Source organism: Sinorhizobium fredii NGR234 (assembly GCF_000018545.1).
GTDB classification, from domain to species: domain Bacteria; phylum Pseudomonadota; class Alphaproteobacteria; order Rhizobiales; family Rhizobiaceae; genus Sinorhizobium; species Sinorhizobium fredii_A.
Map to the genome: position 1 here is coordinate 708,024 of NC_012586.1, position 15,110 is coordinate 723,133.

Below are 15,110 nucleotides of genomic sequence, written 5' to 3' on the forward strand. Positions count from 1 at the left end.
GAACGGCACAAACAGACCAATCTACCGAGCGTTTTGCTCATTCCACCGCCGTCGTGGCCGGTGACCCGGGTTGAGCCGACGGCAACCGTCGTCCAACATCCCACGTGCGGGCAGCTGGAACCCGGGTCAGGCGGTTCGAGAAGAAATCCGAGGGCGATTCGGATGAAATGTCAGCCCGTCCATGCGGATTGTTGCGGCTGCTCGCCGGGCTTAGGCGGCCGCTGTCCCGCCAGATCACACTCGATGGCAAGGATATAAGGCAGAGCGAGGACATACCGGCTCTTTCCACCCGCCCCACTCCGAGGTGCCGTGACGTGGATACTTAGGAGCCTACAAGAAAAGCGTAAGCTAATTTAGCTGTATCGCTGTCAATTAACGGATGAACATGCTTGCGAGCTTCGGAATGCGGCAGCCCATCCGCCGCTTCGCTGTTAGGATATAGATCGATGGTGGGGACCACGAAGCCTCTTTTATTCGCCGTGTCCACCGCGTCGCCCTTCCTCCCCAGGGCAAAATTTGGCTGCCGTCGCACAGGTCCCGACGGCAGCCGTGCTTTTTTCAGGCCAAATTCGGGACGATCAATGGTGCAGCGGCGCCGGTACACGTCGGCTCGATTGACTCGACTTCACCGTTGCCCCTTGATCCGGGTGGCCAAGACGTTACGAATTGAGAAGCTTGAATGAATTCTCAGGACGCCGGGCAGTGTCGAGAGAATCTCCTTATGGATCTTCTCGAACTCGCCCGCGCCCCCCACTTCCACCCTAAGCAGATAGTCCGAGCCGCCGGTCATCAGAAAGCACTCGCGGATTTCCGGGTGCTTGCGTACGGCAGCTTCAAAACGGTCGAGGTGTTCCTCGGTCTGCCGCTCGAGCGTGATGTTGATGATCACCGCAATCGTGTCCTCAGAACTCCCGCTGTCCACCAGGGCCGTGTAGCCGCGGATGACGCCGGCTTCCTCGAGCAATCGTATGCGACGCAGACAAGCCGAAGGTGAGAGGCCAACTTCCTCCGCAAGGCGCGCATTGCTCAACCGAGCATTCAGCCTCAGCAGACGCAGGATATTGCGGTCGATCGCATCAATGGCGGCCATGCATAATCTTCCATTTGTTCGCAGTTTATTCGACGAATGATCATACATCGAAACCATCGATTATAAGTAGGAGGGATATTCAACGAAAGTTTCAATATGTTCCGGTGCAACGAAAGGGTTGCACATGAACTGTCATGCTTCGCATATTCAAAGTTGGGATGCAGACGCTGTTACGGGCTCTTCAGGCCACCTGACCATTGATCTCGCCGCCTTACAGCGAAACTACCGCAAGCTTTCAGCCGCGGTCGCCCCCGCATCGGCCGCCGCTGTGGTCAAGGCCGACGCGTATGGGCTTGGCGCCGAGCAGGTCTCCAAAGCGCTTCATGCGCAGGGCTGCCGGCACTTCTTTGTTGCACATCTCCCTGAGGCGCTGAAACTCAGACCGCTTCTGCCGAACGACACGCACATATTCGTGCTCAATGGGCTGCAGCCGGGAGCAGAGATCACTTGCACCAATGCCGACGTCGTTCCGGTTCTCAACTCTCTCGAGCAGTTCCGGCGGTGGTCCTTCACCGCTGAGAAGCTCGGACGCGTTTTTCCTGCCGTTCTGCAGTTCGACACTGGCATGTCGCGTCTCGGCGTACCTCCACAGGAAAGAACCGCGCTCGCCGCCGAACTCAAGGGCTGCGGGAACCTCGAAATCCTCTTCATCATGAGTCATGTCGCCTGCGCCGACGAGGCCGACAAAAAGCAGAATGCCGATCAGCTCGCCGAGATGCGCGTTATCGCCGCCGAGTTCGCAGGGCTCGATGTCTGCTTTGCCAATTCGGGCGGCGTCTTTTTGGGCGGGGACTATCACGGCGTGCTGGCTCGTCCCGGTATCGCCCTCTACGGCGGCGCCCCCACTGCCGGCAGATACAACCCCATGGAGCCCGTCGTTCGGCTCGAGGTCGCTGTCATCCAAACAAGGACGGTCCCTGCCGGAACGCGTGTCGGATACGGCGGTGCGCACGTGACCTCCGCTAAGACCAGGCTCGCTACAATCGCTGCAGGTTACGCCGACGGTCTTCCCCGCAGTCTCAGTGATTGCGGCGCCGTTTTCTACGATGGCGTTCGCCTGCCAATCGTTGGCCGCGTCTCGATGGACAGCATCACGGTGGATATCACCGCCTTGCCCGAGGGCACGCTTTCCCTGGGCAGTCTCGTCGAGGTTCTCGGTCCCCATCAGACGCTTGAGGATGTCGCCGAAGCCGCCGGCACGATCTCCTACGAAATCCTGACCAGCCTCGGCCGGCGTTACGAACGTCGGTATCGCTGAGCAAACATCATCGAGGAAAGCATGAAAGTCATCGTTCTCGGCGCCGGCGTCATCGGCGTGACCAGCGCGTACCGGCTTGCCAAGGCAGGACACGAGGTCACAGTCATCGACCGCCAACGGGGGCCGGCTCTGGAAACCAGCTTCGCCAATGCAGGGGAGGTCTCTTTCGGTTACTGCTCGCCATGGGCCGCACCGGGCATCCCGATGAAGGCGCTGAAATGGCTGTTCATGGAGCACGCGCCGCTGATCCTGCGCCCGAAGCTCGATCGCGCCATGCTCACATGGATGTTCCAGATGCTGAGAAACTGCACCGCTGAACGCTACGCGATCAACAAGAGCCGAATGCTGCGTCTCGCGGGCTACAGTCGGACGTCTCTGGCGGAGGTGCGGGCGGAGACCGGCATTGCCTATGACGAGCGCATGCAAGGCACCCTGCAGCTCTTCAGGACGCAGCAGCAGCTCGACGCTTCGGCCAAGGACGTCAAGGCGCTCGCCGCCGACGGTGTGCCGTACAAGGTGCTCGATCGCGACGGCTGCATCCGGGTCGAGCCCGCGCTGAAGCATGTCCGCGACAAAATCGTCGGCGGGCTGCTGACGCCGAAGGACGAGACGGGTGACTGCTTCAAGTTCACCAACGCACTTGCCGCCAAGGCCGCGGCGCTTGGCGTTCGCTTTGTCTACGGCAGGCAAATCGCGGGACTGGACGTCGAGAGTGGCCGCGTGCGTGGCGTGCTGACTGACCGCGAACGGATGAGCGCGGACGCCGTCGTCGTCGCACTCGGCAGCTATTCGCCGCTGCTCCTCAAGCCCCTCGGCATCAAGCTGGCGGTCTATCCCGTCAAGGGCTATTCCCTGACGATCCCGATCACCGACGCATCGCGCGCACCGGAGTCGACGGTAATGGACGAGACCTACAAGATTGCGATCACCAGGCTGGGCGATCGGATCCGCGTCGGCGGCATGGCGGAAATATCCGGCTACACCAATGACCTCGGCCACGCGCGGCGTCGCACGCTCGACCATTCGGTAACCGACCTGTTTCCCGGCGGGGATTTGCAAAAGGCATCATTCTGGTCGGGGCTGCGGCCGATGACCCCGGACGGGACCCCGGTGATCGGGCCGACAAAGGTTGCCGGCCTTTTCCTCAACACGGGCCACGGGACGCTGGGATGGACGATGAGCTGTGGCTCGGCGCGACTGATCAGCGATCTGGTCAGCGGGCGAAAGCCGGAAATCGACGCGGCCGATCTCGCGATCAGCCGCTACTGATCAATCACTCACCCAGAAACAACTTGGAGCCAGCAATGATCGAGGCGGTAACAACAACTGAGGCACCGGGCGCGATCGGCCCGTTCTCGCAGGCGATTAAAGGGGGCAATCTGCTTTTCGTCTCGGGGCAACTCCCGATCGATCCCGCAACCGGAGAGCTCGTTTCGAACGATCCCGTCGAGCAGGCGACGCAGTGTTTGAGAAACATCGCCGCGATCGCCGAAGCGGGGGGATCGGGAATCGAGAGGACCGTCAAGACGACCGTGTTGCTGACGGACCTTTCCCGTTTCGCCGACATCAACAGCGTATATGCGACATTCTTCCAGAAGCCATTCCCTGCCCGCGCGTGCTATGAGGTCAGCGCGCTGCCAAAAGGGGCACAAGTTGAAATCGAGGCGGTGATCGCGCTGGGATAAGTGCCGCCAAGCCGGCAGTCTCGCGCCGCCCCGACCACCGACGGGTGGCCGCCACGCAGCTGTCCGGCTCAACGCGATTTTCCCCACTCATGATGGGACGCGAGAATTGGCCGCCCATGGAAAGCCGGCAGCCGATAAACGAAACGCCGCATTTCATGACTCTGGTGAATACTTAAGCGAGTTAAAGAGCCGGATAGTTGCGGACCCGCATGCGCCACGCGAACCACCGCGATGCTCGGGCGTCGGTTCTTGACCGAGGACCGCTTTTGGTTACGTCAGCAGGCATTGGACCATCGCATGTTGAAGTTCAGCAACGGGTCGATCTTTCTGGTTCCCGGAGGGTGGCCGCACTGGGTGGTGAGCAGAAGTCCAACGTGAGGAAACCATACAGCGGCTTTGCAGGACTTAGCTGCCAATCAAACCCCGTCCGACACCGCATGCAACAAGCACGCTGGCGGTTAGGCTCACACGAATAATGCCGATTTCCTCGCGCCTCTGCCTCGTCGCCGATGCTTGGCATTGTACCGACGTACCGCCTTTAAGGGAGGTAGGGAGCGGGGGGTACGGTGACTATAGGGTCTCAGCGGAGCCTGTGCCGCTATATGGCACCCTGACACAGTCGTTTCTCATCCGAATACTATCGGCGATACCGTGACTTACTGCCCTCGATCCAACCTCGCGCGAATGGCATTCATCTGCTCGATTTCTTGCCGCTGTCCTTGCGAGATGTTTCTGCAAAGATCCTTAAGTTCTTCGTCCTCAAGACGGGCCTCGCGACACATTAGGATCGCCCCAGAGTGATGCGGGACCATCGAAGCAATGAACTGCCGGTCGCCGATTCCCGATTGGATACGGGTACCCGCGAAAGCAGCGCAGAAGAGCGCGAGCAATCCGATGTAAAGGAGGACGTTTAGCCGCCTGTTCTTGTACATGCCCGCCATCGTCGCGAGCATAATGATCCCCATCGGAGCCACCATGGTTAGCGCCATGTAGAACGTATTCAGGTTGTTGCGGAAATCACCCCATCCGTCGATCATCGAAAACATTACGAAGTACATGACGACAACGCTGAGGATCACGTTGACGGCGAACATCAGATAATGGTGCCCAATCGTGCCATGCTGCTCCGTTGGTTTGCCGTGCGTTACCATGACGACCTCCATCTTCCTACGCTCAACCATTCGCCATTCGATTTTAGGGTGCGGAACCGACAAGATCGTCGTTCGTTCCATCACAACCTTTCCGCCAATAACCAGCGAAGGTGCCCTCCTTTCCCTGCCCATCCATACGGGATAGAATTTGTTTGCTGGATATTGCTCAACCGCGAACCGCCTGCATCGTGAAGAGTGCTATCCAGAAAAGGGCAGCGTTTCTTGCGATGACGAAACAGCCGAACCTACCAAACGTGAATTTCTCTATCTGGTGACAGCCATGGCCGGGGTGATGGGTGTCGCAGCCGCCTCTTGGCCGTTCATTGACCAGATGCGTCCTGACGCGTCCACGCTCGCAATGGCCTCCATCGAGGTGGACGTATCGTCCCTGGTGGAAGGTGTGTCGCTGACCGTCCAATGGCGGGGCCGGCCTGTTTTCATTCGCAACCGGACCCAGCCTGCGACCGATCTCGCACGCTCTGCGGGGGAGGGGAGGGAGAACTGGATCGTGATGATTGGAGTGTGCACGCACCTCGGCTGCGTACCTCTCGGACAGGCCGGTGACTTCGGGGGCTGGCTCTGCCCTTGCCACGGATCGCATTATGACACCGCCGGGCGTATCCGGAAGGGACCCGCACCGGAGAACCTCGCGATTCCCCGCTTCGAATTCGTCTCGGAAGCCGTCGTTCGCATCGGATAAGCCGCGCACCAGGTGGAGCACTCGCAACGCGCCGCTATATGTCGCATCTTCTTCAATCGTGAAGCGCCCTCCTCCTCCGGCCCCGCTGGGGAATTTGGTGTGGGCACGTTTCTAGGATCGGTCAGGCCTGTTGTTCGACAGGTCCGTGACAAGGATCGGGGTTCCGTCCGCAACTCGGTCATAGAGATCGATGACATCCTGGTTGATCATCCGGACGCAACCGGACGAGACATGCTGGCCAATGGTCCACCATTCCGGCGAACCGTGAACGCGGTAGAGCGTGTCCTCGCCATTCTGGAAAATGTAGAGAGCGCGGGCTCCGAGCGGATTGTCTGGACCGGGCTCCATTCCGCCGCGCTCCAGACTGTATTTCTTAAGCTTCGGCTCCCGCTCGAGCATCTCATCCGCTGGTATCCAGCGGGGCCACTTGCGCTTGTACTGCACGACACCACGACCTGACCACTCGAAGCCGGCGCGGCCCAGAGCGACGCCGTACCGCAAAGCCTGACCCTTCACCTGCACGAGGTAGAGGAAGTGGTTGCCGACGTCGACTACAAGAGTTCCGGGCGGGTCGCCCGTCGGGTCTGCCACGACCTGTCGGTGAAACCGGGGGTCGATCTTTTGGTAGGGAACCGCCGGCACTGGGTAGGGTTCTGTCGGCCTTTCCCCGTACATCTGCGCCAGGATTGAGCCTGTGCCTGAAGCAGGCGGCGTGCGGCCCTCGTTCTTTGGGGCGCTTACGGCGGCGGTGCGGCCAGTCCAGCCCAGGGCCGCCATCATGGCAGCGAGTTTCAAGAACGAGCGGCGGCAGACCTCGTATCCATCCATCTTTCTCACCTGTCTCGATCTCCCGCAGCCGCGGACGAGAACGAGTACGCTTAGATGTTGATCCGTGAATTTTGAACGGGGAGCGGCGGCATCGGTTCCCGTGGGATCGCGGAAATGGTGATCGCAGGCGGGGCCTCGTCATGATACAATCTGATCAGCGCATGAACCATGGGAGGTGGGAATGCGTCACCTTGCATCCGCACTAGCGGCTGTGATGCTCGCCGCTCCGAACGCGGCAGCCGAGGAGCCCGTTGTTTTCCATACGGCGCAGTTCGACGACGCCACAGTCGTCAGCCTCGGGCTCGTCAGCAACATGATGACCGAACGCCCCGGATACGACTACGACGTCATCATATCGCTTTGGCAGACCGACTCCCGTAGCGGGGCGGTCTACAGCGATCCCGGAAAGCATCGGGCACTGGTAAAGTGCGGCGATCCGGCCATGGTGTCGGTCAGGGGCGTCGACTATACGGTACCTGCGTCCGGCGCAGGTGGAGAAGACTGGAAGACGGATCTCTGGCGAGCGGTCTGTGAGACGCCCGTTTCGTAAGCCGGCACATGCTCCACGGCTCGGGAATCCATCGCTCCGAGCAGATACCAGACATCTATGGGAAGCCGCCGACCTGGCAGGGCGGCTGATTTCAAGGACATCCATGTGGCGTCCGCGACCGGCATTCGCAGCCGCGCGACCAGGTCGGAAGAGATCACAAGCGAAGCGTCGAGGGATTTCGCCAGAATTTCAAGGCGCTGAGCGACGTTCACCGCGTCACCGATGACCGTGAACTCGCTGTGGCAGCCGCTGTCGAGAACGCCGCCGACCACCGTGCCGTAGTGCAGCCCAATTGCGACATCGAGGGCGGGATAGCCCTTCAGGAGGTTGTTGTTTTTCCAGTCGTTCAGTGCATCGACGAGATCGAGAGCGCATGCGAGCGCCCGATCCGCATCGTGGGCGGTCGGTTTGGGCTGCCCGAACACCGCCATGACGCCGTCGCCGATAAACTTGTCGACGGTTCCGCCATGGTCGAAGATCGTCTGGGAGACGAGCTGGCGATATTCCGCCAGCACGAAGGCAAGCTCCGGAGCGGGCGCGGTCTCGGCAAAGCTCGTGAAGTCGCGCAGGTCGACGAACATGATTGCGGCGTTCCGGCGCTCGAGACCGAGACCGACGCCTCCGTCCTGAAGCTCCGCCACCACCAGCGGCGAGAAGAAGTGTGAGAGATTGAGACGCCGCCGGTCCGCTTTCAGCGCCTCCTTGCGCGTCCGGTCGTGATCCCGCGCGAGCAGGTAGATGGCAAAGGCGGTAAAGGCGAAACTGACGGTCAGGCCCAGATCCTGGTTGAAGAACGCCGCGAGCAACGATGCCACGTCAGCGGTGTGATGTCTGACGGCGGTGATCGCCAGCATCGCCACCCAGGAGACGAGGACGATGCCGGAGAAGACCAGCACGAGCCGACGGTCCAGCTTGAGGCCCACATGGTTGAGCAGGATGAACGCCACCACCAGGCTCGTCGTCGTCAGGTTGTGATTTTCGGTGACGGGGCCTGCAAGAATATGGGCGTAGAGAAGCAGCGCTACCAGCAACGCATCGAGGACGACAAAGAGTGTCTTGAGCCAGGAGCGGTCAGGCAGGTGGGGCGCGGTTGCGACCGAGGCGATGCTGATGACGAGATAGCTGAGGACGACAATTGAATGCATGCCTTCGGCTCCCTCGTTGCCGCCGAGCAACAGGTTGGCGAGAAGAATCACGAAGGCGACAAAGCGCAGAAGGATCGAGCGCATTTCGCGCGCGGAATCCCAGTGGGGGTGGAGTGTAGACCTCATGTCTTTCGACTTGCAATAGCAGGGATTGAGAACAAACAGCACTCCGCGCCTATCAGACGCGGATGGGCCGCTGCTGCACTTTGGATTACTGCATAATTCCTCAGATCGTATTCGATCTGAGGAATTATGCAGGAGCCGCTCTATACGTCGTGAACGCGCGCGGCAAAGGACGCGGCCGGGTAGGGCCGCGTCCTGATCTGGATTACTTGACCTGCGTGACGGTCAGCTTGCCGCCGACGCGCTCGGCGACGAACTCGATATTCGCGCCTTCCTTCAGCTTCTCCATCAGCGCCTCGTCCTGGACGCGGAACACCATCGTCATCGCCGGCATTTCGAGGCTCTTCAGTTCCTCGTGGATCAGCGTGACCTTTTTGGCTTTGGCGTCGACCTTCTTGACGGTGCCCTTGGTGAACTCCTGCGCCAGCGCGCCGTAGGCAGTTCCGAGGGCAAGCGTAGCGGCGAGCGTGAGCTTGACGAGGCTTTTCATATTGGACTCCTTTCGATGATCACTTCTTGGCAACGGTGACGTCGCCGTGCATGCCTGCGTCGTAGTGGCCCGGCACGAGGCAGGCGATCTTGAACGTGCCGTCGTTGGTGAACTTCCAGATGATCTCACCGGATTCGCCGGCAGCGAGGCGGATGGCGTTCGGGTCGTCGTGCTCCATCTCCGGGAACTTCTCCATCACCGCCTTGTGCTCCATGATCTTGTCTTCCTGATCGAGCACGAACTCGTGGTCGAGTTCGCCGGCGTTCTTGATCGCGAAGCGGACGGTCTGGCCCTTGCGGACCTTGAACGTCGATGGCGTGAAGATCATCTTGCCGTCTTCCGTCTCCTTCATGGTGACGCGGATCGTCTGGGTGGCGTCGGCTTTCTTGCCGGGTTCGCCGACGGCCATGGCTTCGCCATGCCCGCCTGCGTGATTGCCGGTGGCGAGCGCCGGAGTGGCGAGCGCGGCGATGAGAAGTCCAAAGGTTTGAGCTTTCATTGTGTGGTCCTTAGGTTTGTTGAACATCGGCATGCGGGATCAGCCGTGGCTTGAGTGTTTCGGCGTGATCTGGGTCTTGGCGTCTTTGGACTTGGTCGCGTCGGGAACTTCGCCCGTCCACTCCCAGGCCTGGGTACCGGGTGGGTTTTCGTACCAGCCGGGATCGGCGTAATCGCCGGCCGAGATGCCTTCGCGCACCTTGACGACCGAGAACATGCCGCCCATCTCGATCGGGCCGTGCGGACCCCAGCCGGTCATCATCGGGATGGTGTTTTCGGGGATCTCCATCTCCATCTCGCCCATGTCGGCCATGCCCTTGGTGCCCATCGGCATGTATTCCGGGCGGATCTTCTTGATCTTCTCGGCGACCTTCGTCTTGTCGACGCCGATGAAGGTCGGGATGTCATGTCCCATGGCGTTCATGGTGTGGTGCGACTTATGGCAGTGGATCGCCCAGTCGCCGGCGTATTTGGCGTCGAACTCATAGGCCCGCATCGCTCCGACCGGAATGTCGATGCTGACCTCCGGCCAGCGCGCCTCCGGCCGCACCCAGCCGCCGTCGGTGCAGGTGACCTCGAAGTCGTAGCCGTGCATGTGGATCGGGTGGTTGGTCATCGTGAGATTGCCGACCCGGACCCGCACCCGGTCGTTCTTGGACACGACGAGCGGGCTGATGTCCGGGAACACCCGGCTGTTCCAGCACCACATGTTGAAGTCGGTCATCTCCATGACCTTCGGCACGTAGGAGCCGGGGTCGATGTCGTAGGCGTTGAGCAGGAAGACGAAATCGCGGTCGACCGACATGAACTTCGGGTCCTTCGGATGGACGACGAAGAAGCCCATCATTCCCATGGCCATCTGCACCATCTCGTCGGAATGCGGGTGGTACATGAAGGTGCCGGACTTCACGAGATCGAACTCGTAGACGAAGGTCTTGCCGACCGGGATGTGCGGCTGCGTCAGGCCGCCGACGCCGTCCATGCCGGAGGGAAGGATCATGCCGTGCCAGTGGATCGTCGTGTGCTCCGGCAGCTTGTTCGTGACGAAGATGCGCACCCGGTCGCCTTCGACCGCTTCGATGGTCGGACCCGGCGACTGGCCGTTATAGCCCCAGAGATAGGCGGTCATGCCCTCCGCCATTTCCCGCTCGACCGGTTCGGCGACGAGGTGGAATTCCTTGACGCCGTTGTTCATCCGGTAGGGCAGTGTCCAGCCGTTGAGGGTAACAACAGGGTTGTAGTCCGGACCGGACGTCGGCTTTACCGGCGGCTGCGTCTCCGCCTTCTCCATCACGGCGGCCTCCGGCAGACCCATGTTGGAAGTCTTCGCCCAGGCGGCGGTCGACACCAATGCGGCGCTCGCGCCGAGCAACTGTCTTCTGTTGAACATCGTCTGTTCCTTTCTCAATGGCCGCCACCGCCGCTTTCGGCGGCGGCCGCGACTTCCGTCCCGCCGGAGGTCGATCCCGCGCCACCGCCGTAGATCGCGGGGGCGAGATTGGCCTCGGCCAGCCAGAAGTCGCGCTTGGCGTTGACGGCAAGCAGGATCGAATTGACCTTCTCGCGGCTATCGGCGAGCAGTTCGAAGGTGTTGGTGATCATCGCGTTGTAGGTGAGGAGGGATTCCTCCTCGATCTTGGTGCGCAGCGGCACGACGCTGTTGCGGTAATGCCGGGCGATGTCGTAGTTGGCGCGATAAGCCTGGTATGCCGAGCGTGCTTCCGACCGCACATTGACGGCCTTTTCGGCAAGCAGGTTGGCCGACCGCATGTAGGCGAGCTCGGCCTTGCGCATGCGTGCCCTGCCGCTGTCGAAGATCGGGATGACGAATTCGACCTCGCCTTGCCCCGTTGTTTCGCTCTTGATGTCCCCGTCTTCAAGTTCCCTCTCGGTCTCGAATCCCGCCAGGAGTTCGAGGTCCGTCACGTAACGGGTCGCTTCGGTGAGCTTGTAGGATTTGGCCGTCGCCTCGAGATCGAGCTTCGCCATCTGCAGGTCGACGCGGCGCTGCAACGCTTCCGCCTCGATCAGGTCACGCTTCATTATTCCCGTAGGCAACTGCGGCAGACGGTTCGGAACCTGATAGTTAATGCCCGAACCCCAGAGCCCCATCAGCCGCGTCAGTTCTTCCTTGGCGAGCCTCGCCTCCAGCCGCGCCTTTGCCGTCTGTCCCGCCAGCTCGGCATAGAACACATGCTCGCGGGCCTGACCTTCTTTCGTCAGCGCGCCGCTCTTGCCGAGTTCCTGTGCAAGTTCCGAGGCCGCATCCGCCGCCGCCTGCGCCTGATTGAGCTGGGCCACCGTTTCCCAGGCAGCCACCGCATTGATCCAGGCACGGCGGGTATCCGAGGCAAGCTGCAGCGTGCGAAGCGCGGCATTCAACTGCGCCTTTCGGAATTCGGTATCGGCGATGGCGATGTTCCGGTCTCGCGTGGCGAGCGCCAGGATGTTGTTGGCGATCATGCCTTCGACGGTCTTGAACGCTTCGAGCCCCGGCGTGCCGATGCCCGTAAACCCGACAGAGACGGTCGGATTGACGAGCATGGTGGACTGCCAGGCCTCGGCGGCCGAGTCGCCGAGGTCCGCGTAGGCCGCCTGCAGACCCTTGTTGTTCAACAGCGCCACCTGAACGGCGGTCTCGACGTCGATGGTCTTCTTCGCCATCAGCGTCTTCACCCGGTCGGAGACGACACGTGCCTGCTGTTGGTTCTGGATCCAGACCGTCTGCTTGCCTGCGGCCTCGGAGGTCTTGGCCTCGACCGACGAGAAGCCAGCGTTCTTCGCTGCATATTCGCTGGCGGACACGCAGCCGCCGAGCACAAGCGGTAGGGCGAAGGCCGCAGCCAGTTTGACAGTGGCTCTCATCATGACGCGCCTCCTTCCGGAGTCTGCGCGCCGTTCTGGTTGCGCCATGGCTGGGGATCGACCGGTACGCGGTGGGTGTAGCCCGAAACCGGACTCGTATATCTGATTGGGCGGACCTCGGTCTGGGAGGCGGCGAGGTCGCCCGTAGCAATGACATCGGGAGGCAATGTGGCGGCGCATCCGCTGGCAAATAGCGGCAGGGCGGCCACGAAGAACAATGGTTTCATGGTTTTATCCGAATAGGAAATTGCAGCGGCGCTCGAGAGCGAAACTGCTCGCGAACACTCCCTAGACCCGTGAGAAGAACGGGTGAGATCCTATTCAGATGTTCGGGGGTCGGTGCAGAGGCGGAAGCTCGCCTGTGGTCCGGGCGTCGTCGATGAACTCGCGGATGGAGGCTACCCGCGGTCCACCAACAGGGTCGGTTTCCGCGACAATCGCCATGCTGGCGCAGAATCCCTTGCAGCACTCGGTCTTCGCGAGCTTCTGCGCATCGTCTGGGGAGGATTTCTGGTCACCGTGTGTATGTCCGCCGCTCGCCAGCTCATGATGATGGCCCTCGGACTGCGAAATTTCCGGAGTGGACCAAGCGTCGTGCATGGCAGCAGTGGCGGTCGGCAATGAGTACACCGTCAGCGACATGACCATCGCCAACCGGAGCAGAACCAACATCCTTTGCAATGTGATTCGAACCATACCCATGCCCGAGGACTACCATCGGTCCCGAAGTTGTCAATTGTCAGCTCGTATCAACACGCGATTCGCGTCGATAGTGTGGCACGGCTACAGCGGCAAACCCAACCTGCAGCCCGGTTCGAGTTCTAGGGCTTACAACAGTGGTAAGGTCAATTGGAAAAAAAATCAAACAACACTGTGAACTGCTGCTGCCGCTGGTGGCAGCAGCAGTGTGTGGCGATAGATTGGTGGTTCTCCTCCTGGCAAAGCTGATGACATCGTCAAACTTGGACGTGACCGGATGCTGGCATTGAGCGCCTACCTCGGATTGTTCACCGTCGCCTTCGGTGCGGCAACCCTGCTGCCGTTCCAGTCCGAACCGCTGCTGGTCGGCCTTCTTCTGTCCGGAGAGTTCTCAACCCTCGGGCTTGTCGCCGTTGCGAGCTTCGGAAATGTCCTCGGCGCTGTTTGCAACTGGATTGTCGGGCTTTTCATCGACCGCTTCCACGACAGGCCTTGGTTCCCGGTCAAGCCCTCCGCCTTGGAAAGGGCGAGCGGCTGGTATAGGCGCTATGGTCGGTGGTCGCTGCTTCTTTCCTGGATGCCGCTGTTCGGGGACGCCTTGACCGTGCTTGCCGGAGTGCTGCGGGAGCCGCTGTGGTCCTTTCTCATTCTGGTGACGGTCGCGAAGACGGGACGCTATCTTGTGCTGGCGGCCGCAACACTCGGAACGAAGGCGGCGATCGGCTTCTGATCCGGTTCCGCACAGCCCATACGGGAACTTTCGTCGACAAGGCGGGTTTGGCCGACGAAAGGGAATCCGGCCCGATGCCCGTCCTCAGAACAATATCCCGGTTCATCCGGTTCGCCGTCCTATGCTTCGCTTTGGTGAACCTCCATGGCTTTGCGGCGGCGGCATATTTCCAGGCGGACCATCAGTGCCCATCAATAGCCGCGTCAGATCACGACGGCTCCCAGAAGGCGATCCACCCCGGACCCTGTTGCCCAAAACTTCACTGCTGCCCGATCCTGCAGGTGCCGCCGTCCGAATCCATGCACGGGATTTCGCGAACCTGGCCGACGCTTCTTGCCGGAGCGCAGCCGTTCCTGCTCATACGGGCGCTCTATCCTCCCCCCAAACCTCGGTTCTCCTGACCAGATTACACAAGCAAGTTCAATCGTGAGATGACAGGAGAATGAAATGAACAGAATTCTCAGGACCGCGGTCGTGGCTGCGGGCGTGGCGGCCATCAGTCTTACTGCTGCGACCGCGGCGTTGGCCCAGATGACAATGCCGGAAGCCTGCAAAGCCAAGATGTCTGCGAGCGGCATGATGCAGATGCCGGATGCCGACATGGGCCAGATGGCCGAACACCAGAAGGCAATGATGGAAGGAATGCGGGAGACGGAACCCGCCATGATGCAGGGCATGATGGCGAAGAATCCGGACGTAGCGTTCGTCTGCGGCATGATCGCCCACCACACGGCCGCGATCAACATGTCGGAGGTCGAGTTGAAGTATGGCGGCGACCAGCAGGCGAAGTCGATGGCCGAGAAAATTATCGCGGCGCAGAAGAAGGAAATCGAAGAGATGACCGAGTGGGTGAAGCAACACGCCAAGTGAGCCCTTCAGTCTCTCGAAAGGAGGTTTGCCATGCATCATCATCAATCGCCGGAAATGAAAGCTTGCACTGCCGAGTGCCTGGCCTGCTATCAGGAATGTCTCTCTACGGCGATGCAACACTGCCTGGAGACCGGTGGCGAACATACCGGCCCCAAACACTCAGGTTGATTTCGGCTTGCGCGGAGATCTGCCGGACGGCGGCCCATTTCATGTTGATCGGCTCGGAACATCACAAGCATGTCTGCCGTGAATGCGCCGAAATCTGCACCGAGTGCGCGGCGGACCGCGAGCGGATCGGCGATATGCAGGGCTGCGTCGATGCGTGCCGCCGATGCGCCGAGAGCTGCCGCAAGATGGCGGCCTAGTTCAACGGCGCGCTGCCAGGAACGTCCGGCAGCGCAAGGTGTTGCGCTGCCGGACGAAGAAAG

17 protein-coding genes and 1 pseudogene are annotated in these 15,110 nt (G+C 60.9%); 8 read left to right on the forward strand and 10 right to left on the reverse strand.

Features of this window, described 5'->3' with window-relative positions; genetic code table 11:
• Positions 1 to 625: 625 nt before the first annotated feature.
• Positions 626 to 1,090, reverse strand: coding sequence for an Lrp/AsnC family transcriptional regulator (locus tag NGR_RS03425; protein ID WP_164923844.1), 465 nt, complete (start codon positions 1,088 to 1,090; stop codon positions 626 to 628).
• A gap of 124 nt (positions 1,091 to 1,214) precedes the next feature.
• Here NGR_RS03425 and alr point away from each other — a divergent pair, with 124 nt between their 5' ends.
• The 3 genes from alr to NGR_RS03440 are packed head-to-tail and all read left to right on the forward strand — an operon-like array spanning position 1,215 to position 4,033.
• On the forward strand, positions 1,215 to 2,348 hold the full coding sequence (gene alr / locus NGR_RS03430) for an alanine racemase (protein WP_015886826.1): 1,134 nt from the start codon (positions 1,215 to 1,217) through the stop codon (positions 2,346 to 2,348).
• A gap of 21 nt (positions 2,349 to 2,369) precedes the next feature.
• Positions 2,370 to 3,617, forward strand: a complete 1,248-nt coding sequence (locus NGR_RS03435; protein ID WP_015886827.1) for a D-amino acid dehydrogenase — start codon at positions 2,370 to 2,372, stop codon at positions 3,615 to 3,617.
• 35 nt (positions 3,618 to 3,652) lie between these two features.
• Positions 3,653 to 4,033 (forward strand): RidA family protein, encoded by a 381-nt coding sequence (locus NGR_RS03440; RefSeq protein WP_015886828.1) that lies wholly within the window; start codon positions 3,653 to 3,655, stop codon positions 4,031 to 4,033.
• Between the two features lie 656 nt (positions 4,034 to 4,689).
• On the opposite strand, the gene NGR_RS03445 is transcribed toward NGR_RS03440, so the two are convergent.
• Entirely contained in the window at positions 4,690 to 5,184 is a 495-nt protein-coding gene (locus tag NGR_RS03445; RefSeq protein WP_193377878.1) for a DUF305 domain-containing protein, read from the reverse strand.
• A 181-nt stretch (positions 5,185 to 5,365) separates the two neighbouring features.
• Between NGR_RS03445 and petA the strand changes: the two genes are divergently transcribed.
• A complete protein-coding gene (gene petA / locus NGR_RS03450) occupies positions 5,366 to 5,884 on the forward strand; it encodes a ubiquinol-cytochrome c reductase iron-sulfur subunit (protein WP_164924056.1) in 519 nt (172 codons plus the stop codon).
• A gap of 111 nt (positions 5,885 to 5,995) precedes the next feature.
• On the opposite strand, the gene NGR_RS03455 is transcribed toward petA, so the two are convergent.
• Complete coding sequence (locus NGR_RS03455) at positions 5,996 to 6,712, reverse strand: L,D-transpeptidase (protein ID WP_015886831.1); 717 nt, start codon at positions 6,710 to 6,712, stop codon at positions 5,996 to 5,998.
• A 181-nt stretch (positions 6,713 to 6,893) separates the two neighbouring features.
• Between NGR_RS03455 and NGR_RS03460 the strand changes: the two genes are divergently transcribed.
• Positions 6,894 to 7,262 carry a hypothetical protein gene (locus NGR_RS03460; protein ID WP_164923845.1) on the forward strand — a complete coding sequence of 123 codons (369 nt, stop codon included), beginning with the start codon at positions 6,894 to 6,896 and terminating at the stop codon, positions 7,260 to 7,262.
• On the opposite strand, the gene NGR_RS03465 is transcribed toward NGR_RS03460, so the two are convergent.
• The 7 genes from NGR_RS03465 to NGR_RS03495 form a co-directional block, all read right to left on the reverse strand.
• Positions 7,178 to 8,533, reverse strand: a complete 1,356-nt coding sequence (locus tag NGR_RS03465) for an adenylate/guanylate cyclase domain-containing protein (protein ID WP_015886833.1) — start codon at positions 8,531 to 8,533, stop codon at positions 7,178 to 7,180. The genes NGR_RS03460 and NGR_RS03465 overlap by 85 nt on opposite strands.
• A gap of 202 nt (positions 8,534 to 8,735) precedes the next feature.
• On the reverse strand, positions 8,736 to 9,020 hold the full coding sequence (locus NGR_RS03470) for a copper-binding protein (RefSeq protein WP_015886834.1): 285 nt from the start codon (positions 9,018 to 9,020) through the stop codon (positions 8,736 to 8,738).
• Positions 9,021 to 9,039: 19 nt separating this feature from the next.
• Positions 9,040 to 9,519, reverse strand: a complete 480-nt coding sequence (locus tag NGR_RS03475) for a cupredoxin domain-containing protein (protein WP_015886835.1) — start codon at positions 9,517 to 9,519, stop codon at positions 9,040 to 9,042.
• A 39-nt stretch (positions 9,520 to 9,558) separates the two neighbouring features.
• Complete coding sequence (locus NGR_RS03480) at positions 9,559 to 10,908, reverse strand: multicopper oxidase family protein (RefSeq protein ID WP_015886836.1); 1,350 nt, start codon at positions 10,906 to 10,908, stop codon at positions 9,559 to 9,561.
• Between the two features lie 14 nt (positions 10,909 to 10,922).
• Positions 10,923 to 12,386 carry a TolC family protein gene (locus NGR_RS03485; protein WP_015886837.1) on the reverse strand — a complete coding sequence of 488 codons (1,464 nt, stop codon included), beginning with the start codon at positions 12,384 to 12,386 and terminating at the stop codon, positions 10,923 to 10,925.
• Positions 12,383 to 12,610 carry a hypothetical protein gene (locus NGR_RS03490; protein WP_015886838.1) on the reverse strand — a complete coding sequence of 76 codons (228 nt, stop codon included), beginning with the start codon at positions 12,608 to 12,610 and terminating at the stop codon, positions 12,383 to 12,385. Before NGR_RS03490 ends, NGR_RS03485 begins: the two co-directional genes overlap by 4 nt.
• 94 nt (positions 12,611 to 12,704) lie before the next feature.
• Positions 12,705 to 13,085, reverse strand: coding sequence for a hypothetical protein (locus tag NGR_RS03495; protein ID WP_015886839.1), 381 nt, complete (start codon positions 13,083 to 13,085; stop codon positions 12,705 to 12,707).
• A 274-nt stretch (positions 13,086 to 13,359) separates the two neighbouring features.
• On the opposite strand from NGR_RS03495, the gene NGR_RS03500 reads away from it, so the two are divergent.
• From NGR_RS03500 to NGR_RS03510, 3 genes and pseudogenes are all read left to right on the forward strand, one after another.
• The gene (locus tag NGR_RS03500; protein ID WP_015886840.1) at positions 13,360 to 13,812 is read left to right on the forward strand and encodes a YqaA family protein; all 453 of its coding nucleotides are present in this window, start codon (positions 13,360 to 13,362) and stop codon (positions 13,810 to 13,812) included.
• Between the two features lie 447 nt (positions 13,813 to 14,259).
• Positions 14,260 to 14,682, forward strand: a complete 423-nt coding sequence (locus NGR_RS03505) for a DUF305 domain-containing protein (RefSeq protein ID WP_015886842.1) — start codon at positions 14,260 to 14,262, stop codon at positions 14,680 to 14,682.
• A 30-nt stretch (positions 14,683 to 14,712) separates the two neighbouring features.
• Positions 14,713 to 15,047: pseudogene (locus tag NGR_RS03510) on the forward strand (four-helix bundle copper-binding protein).
• Positions 15,048 to 15,110 lie beyond the last annotated feature (63 nt).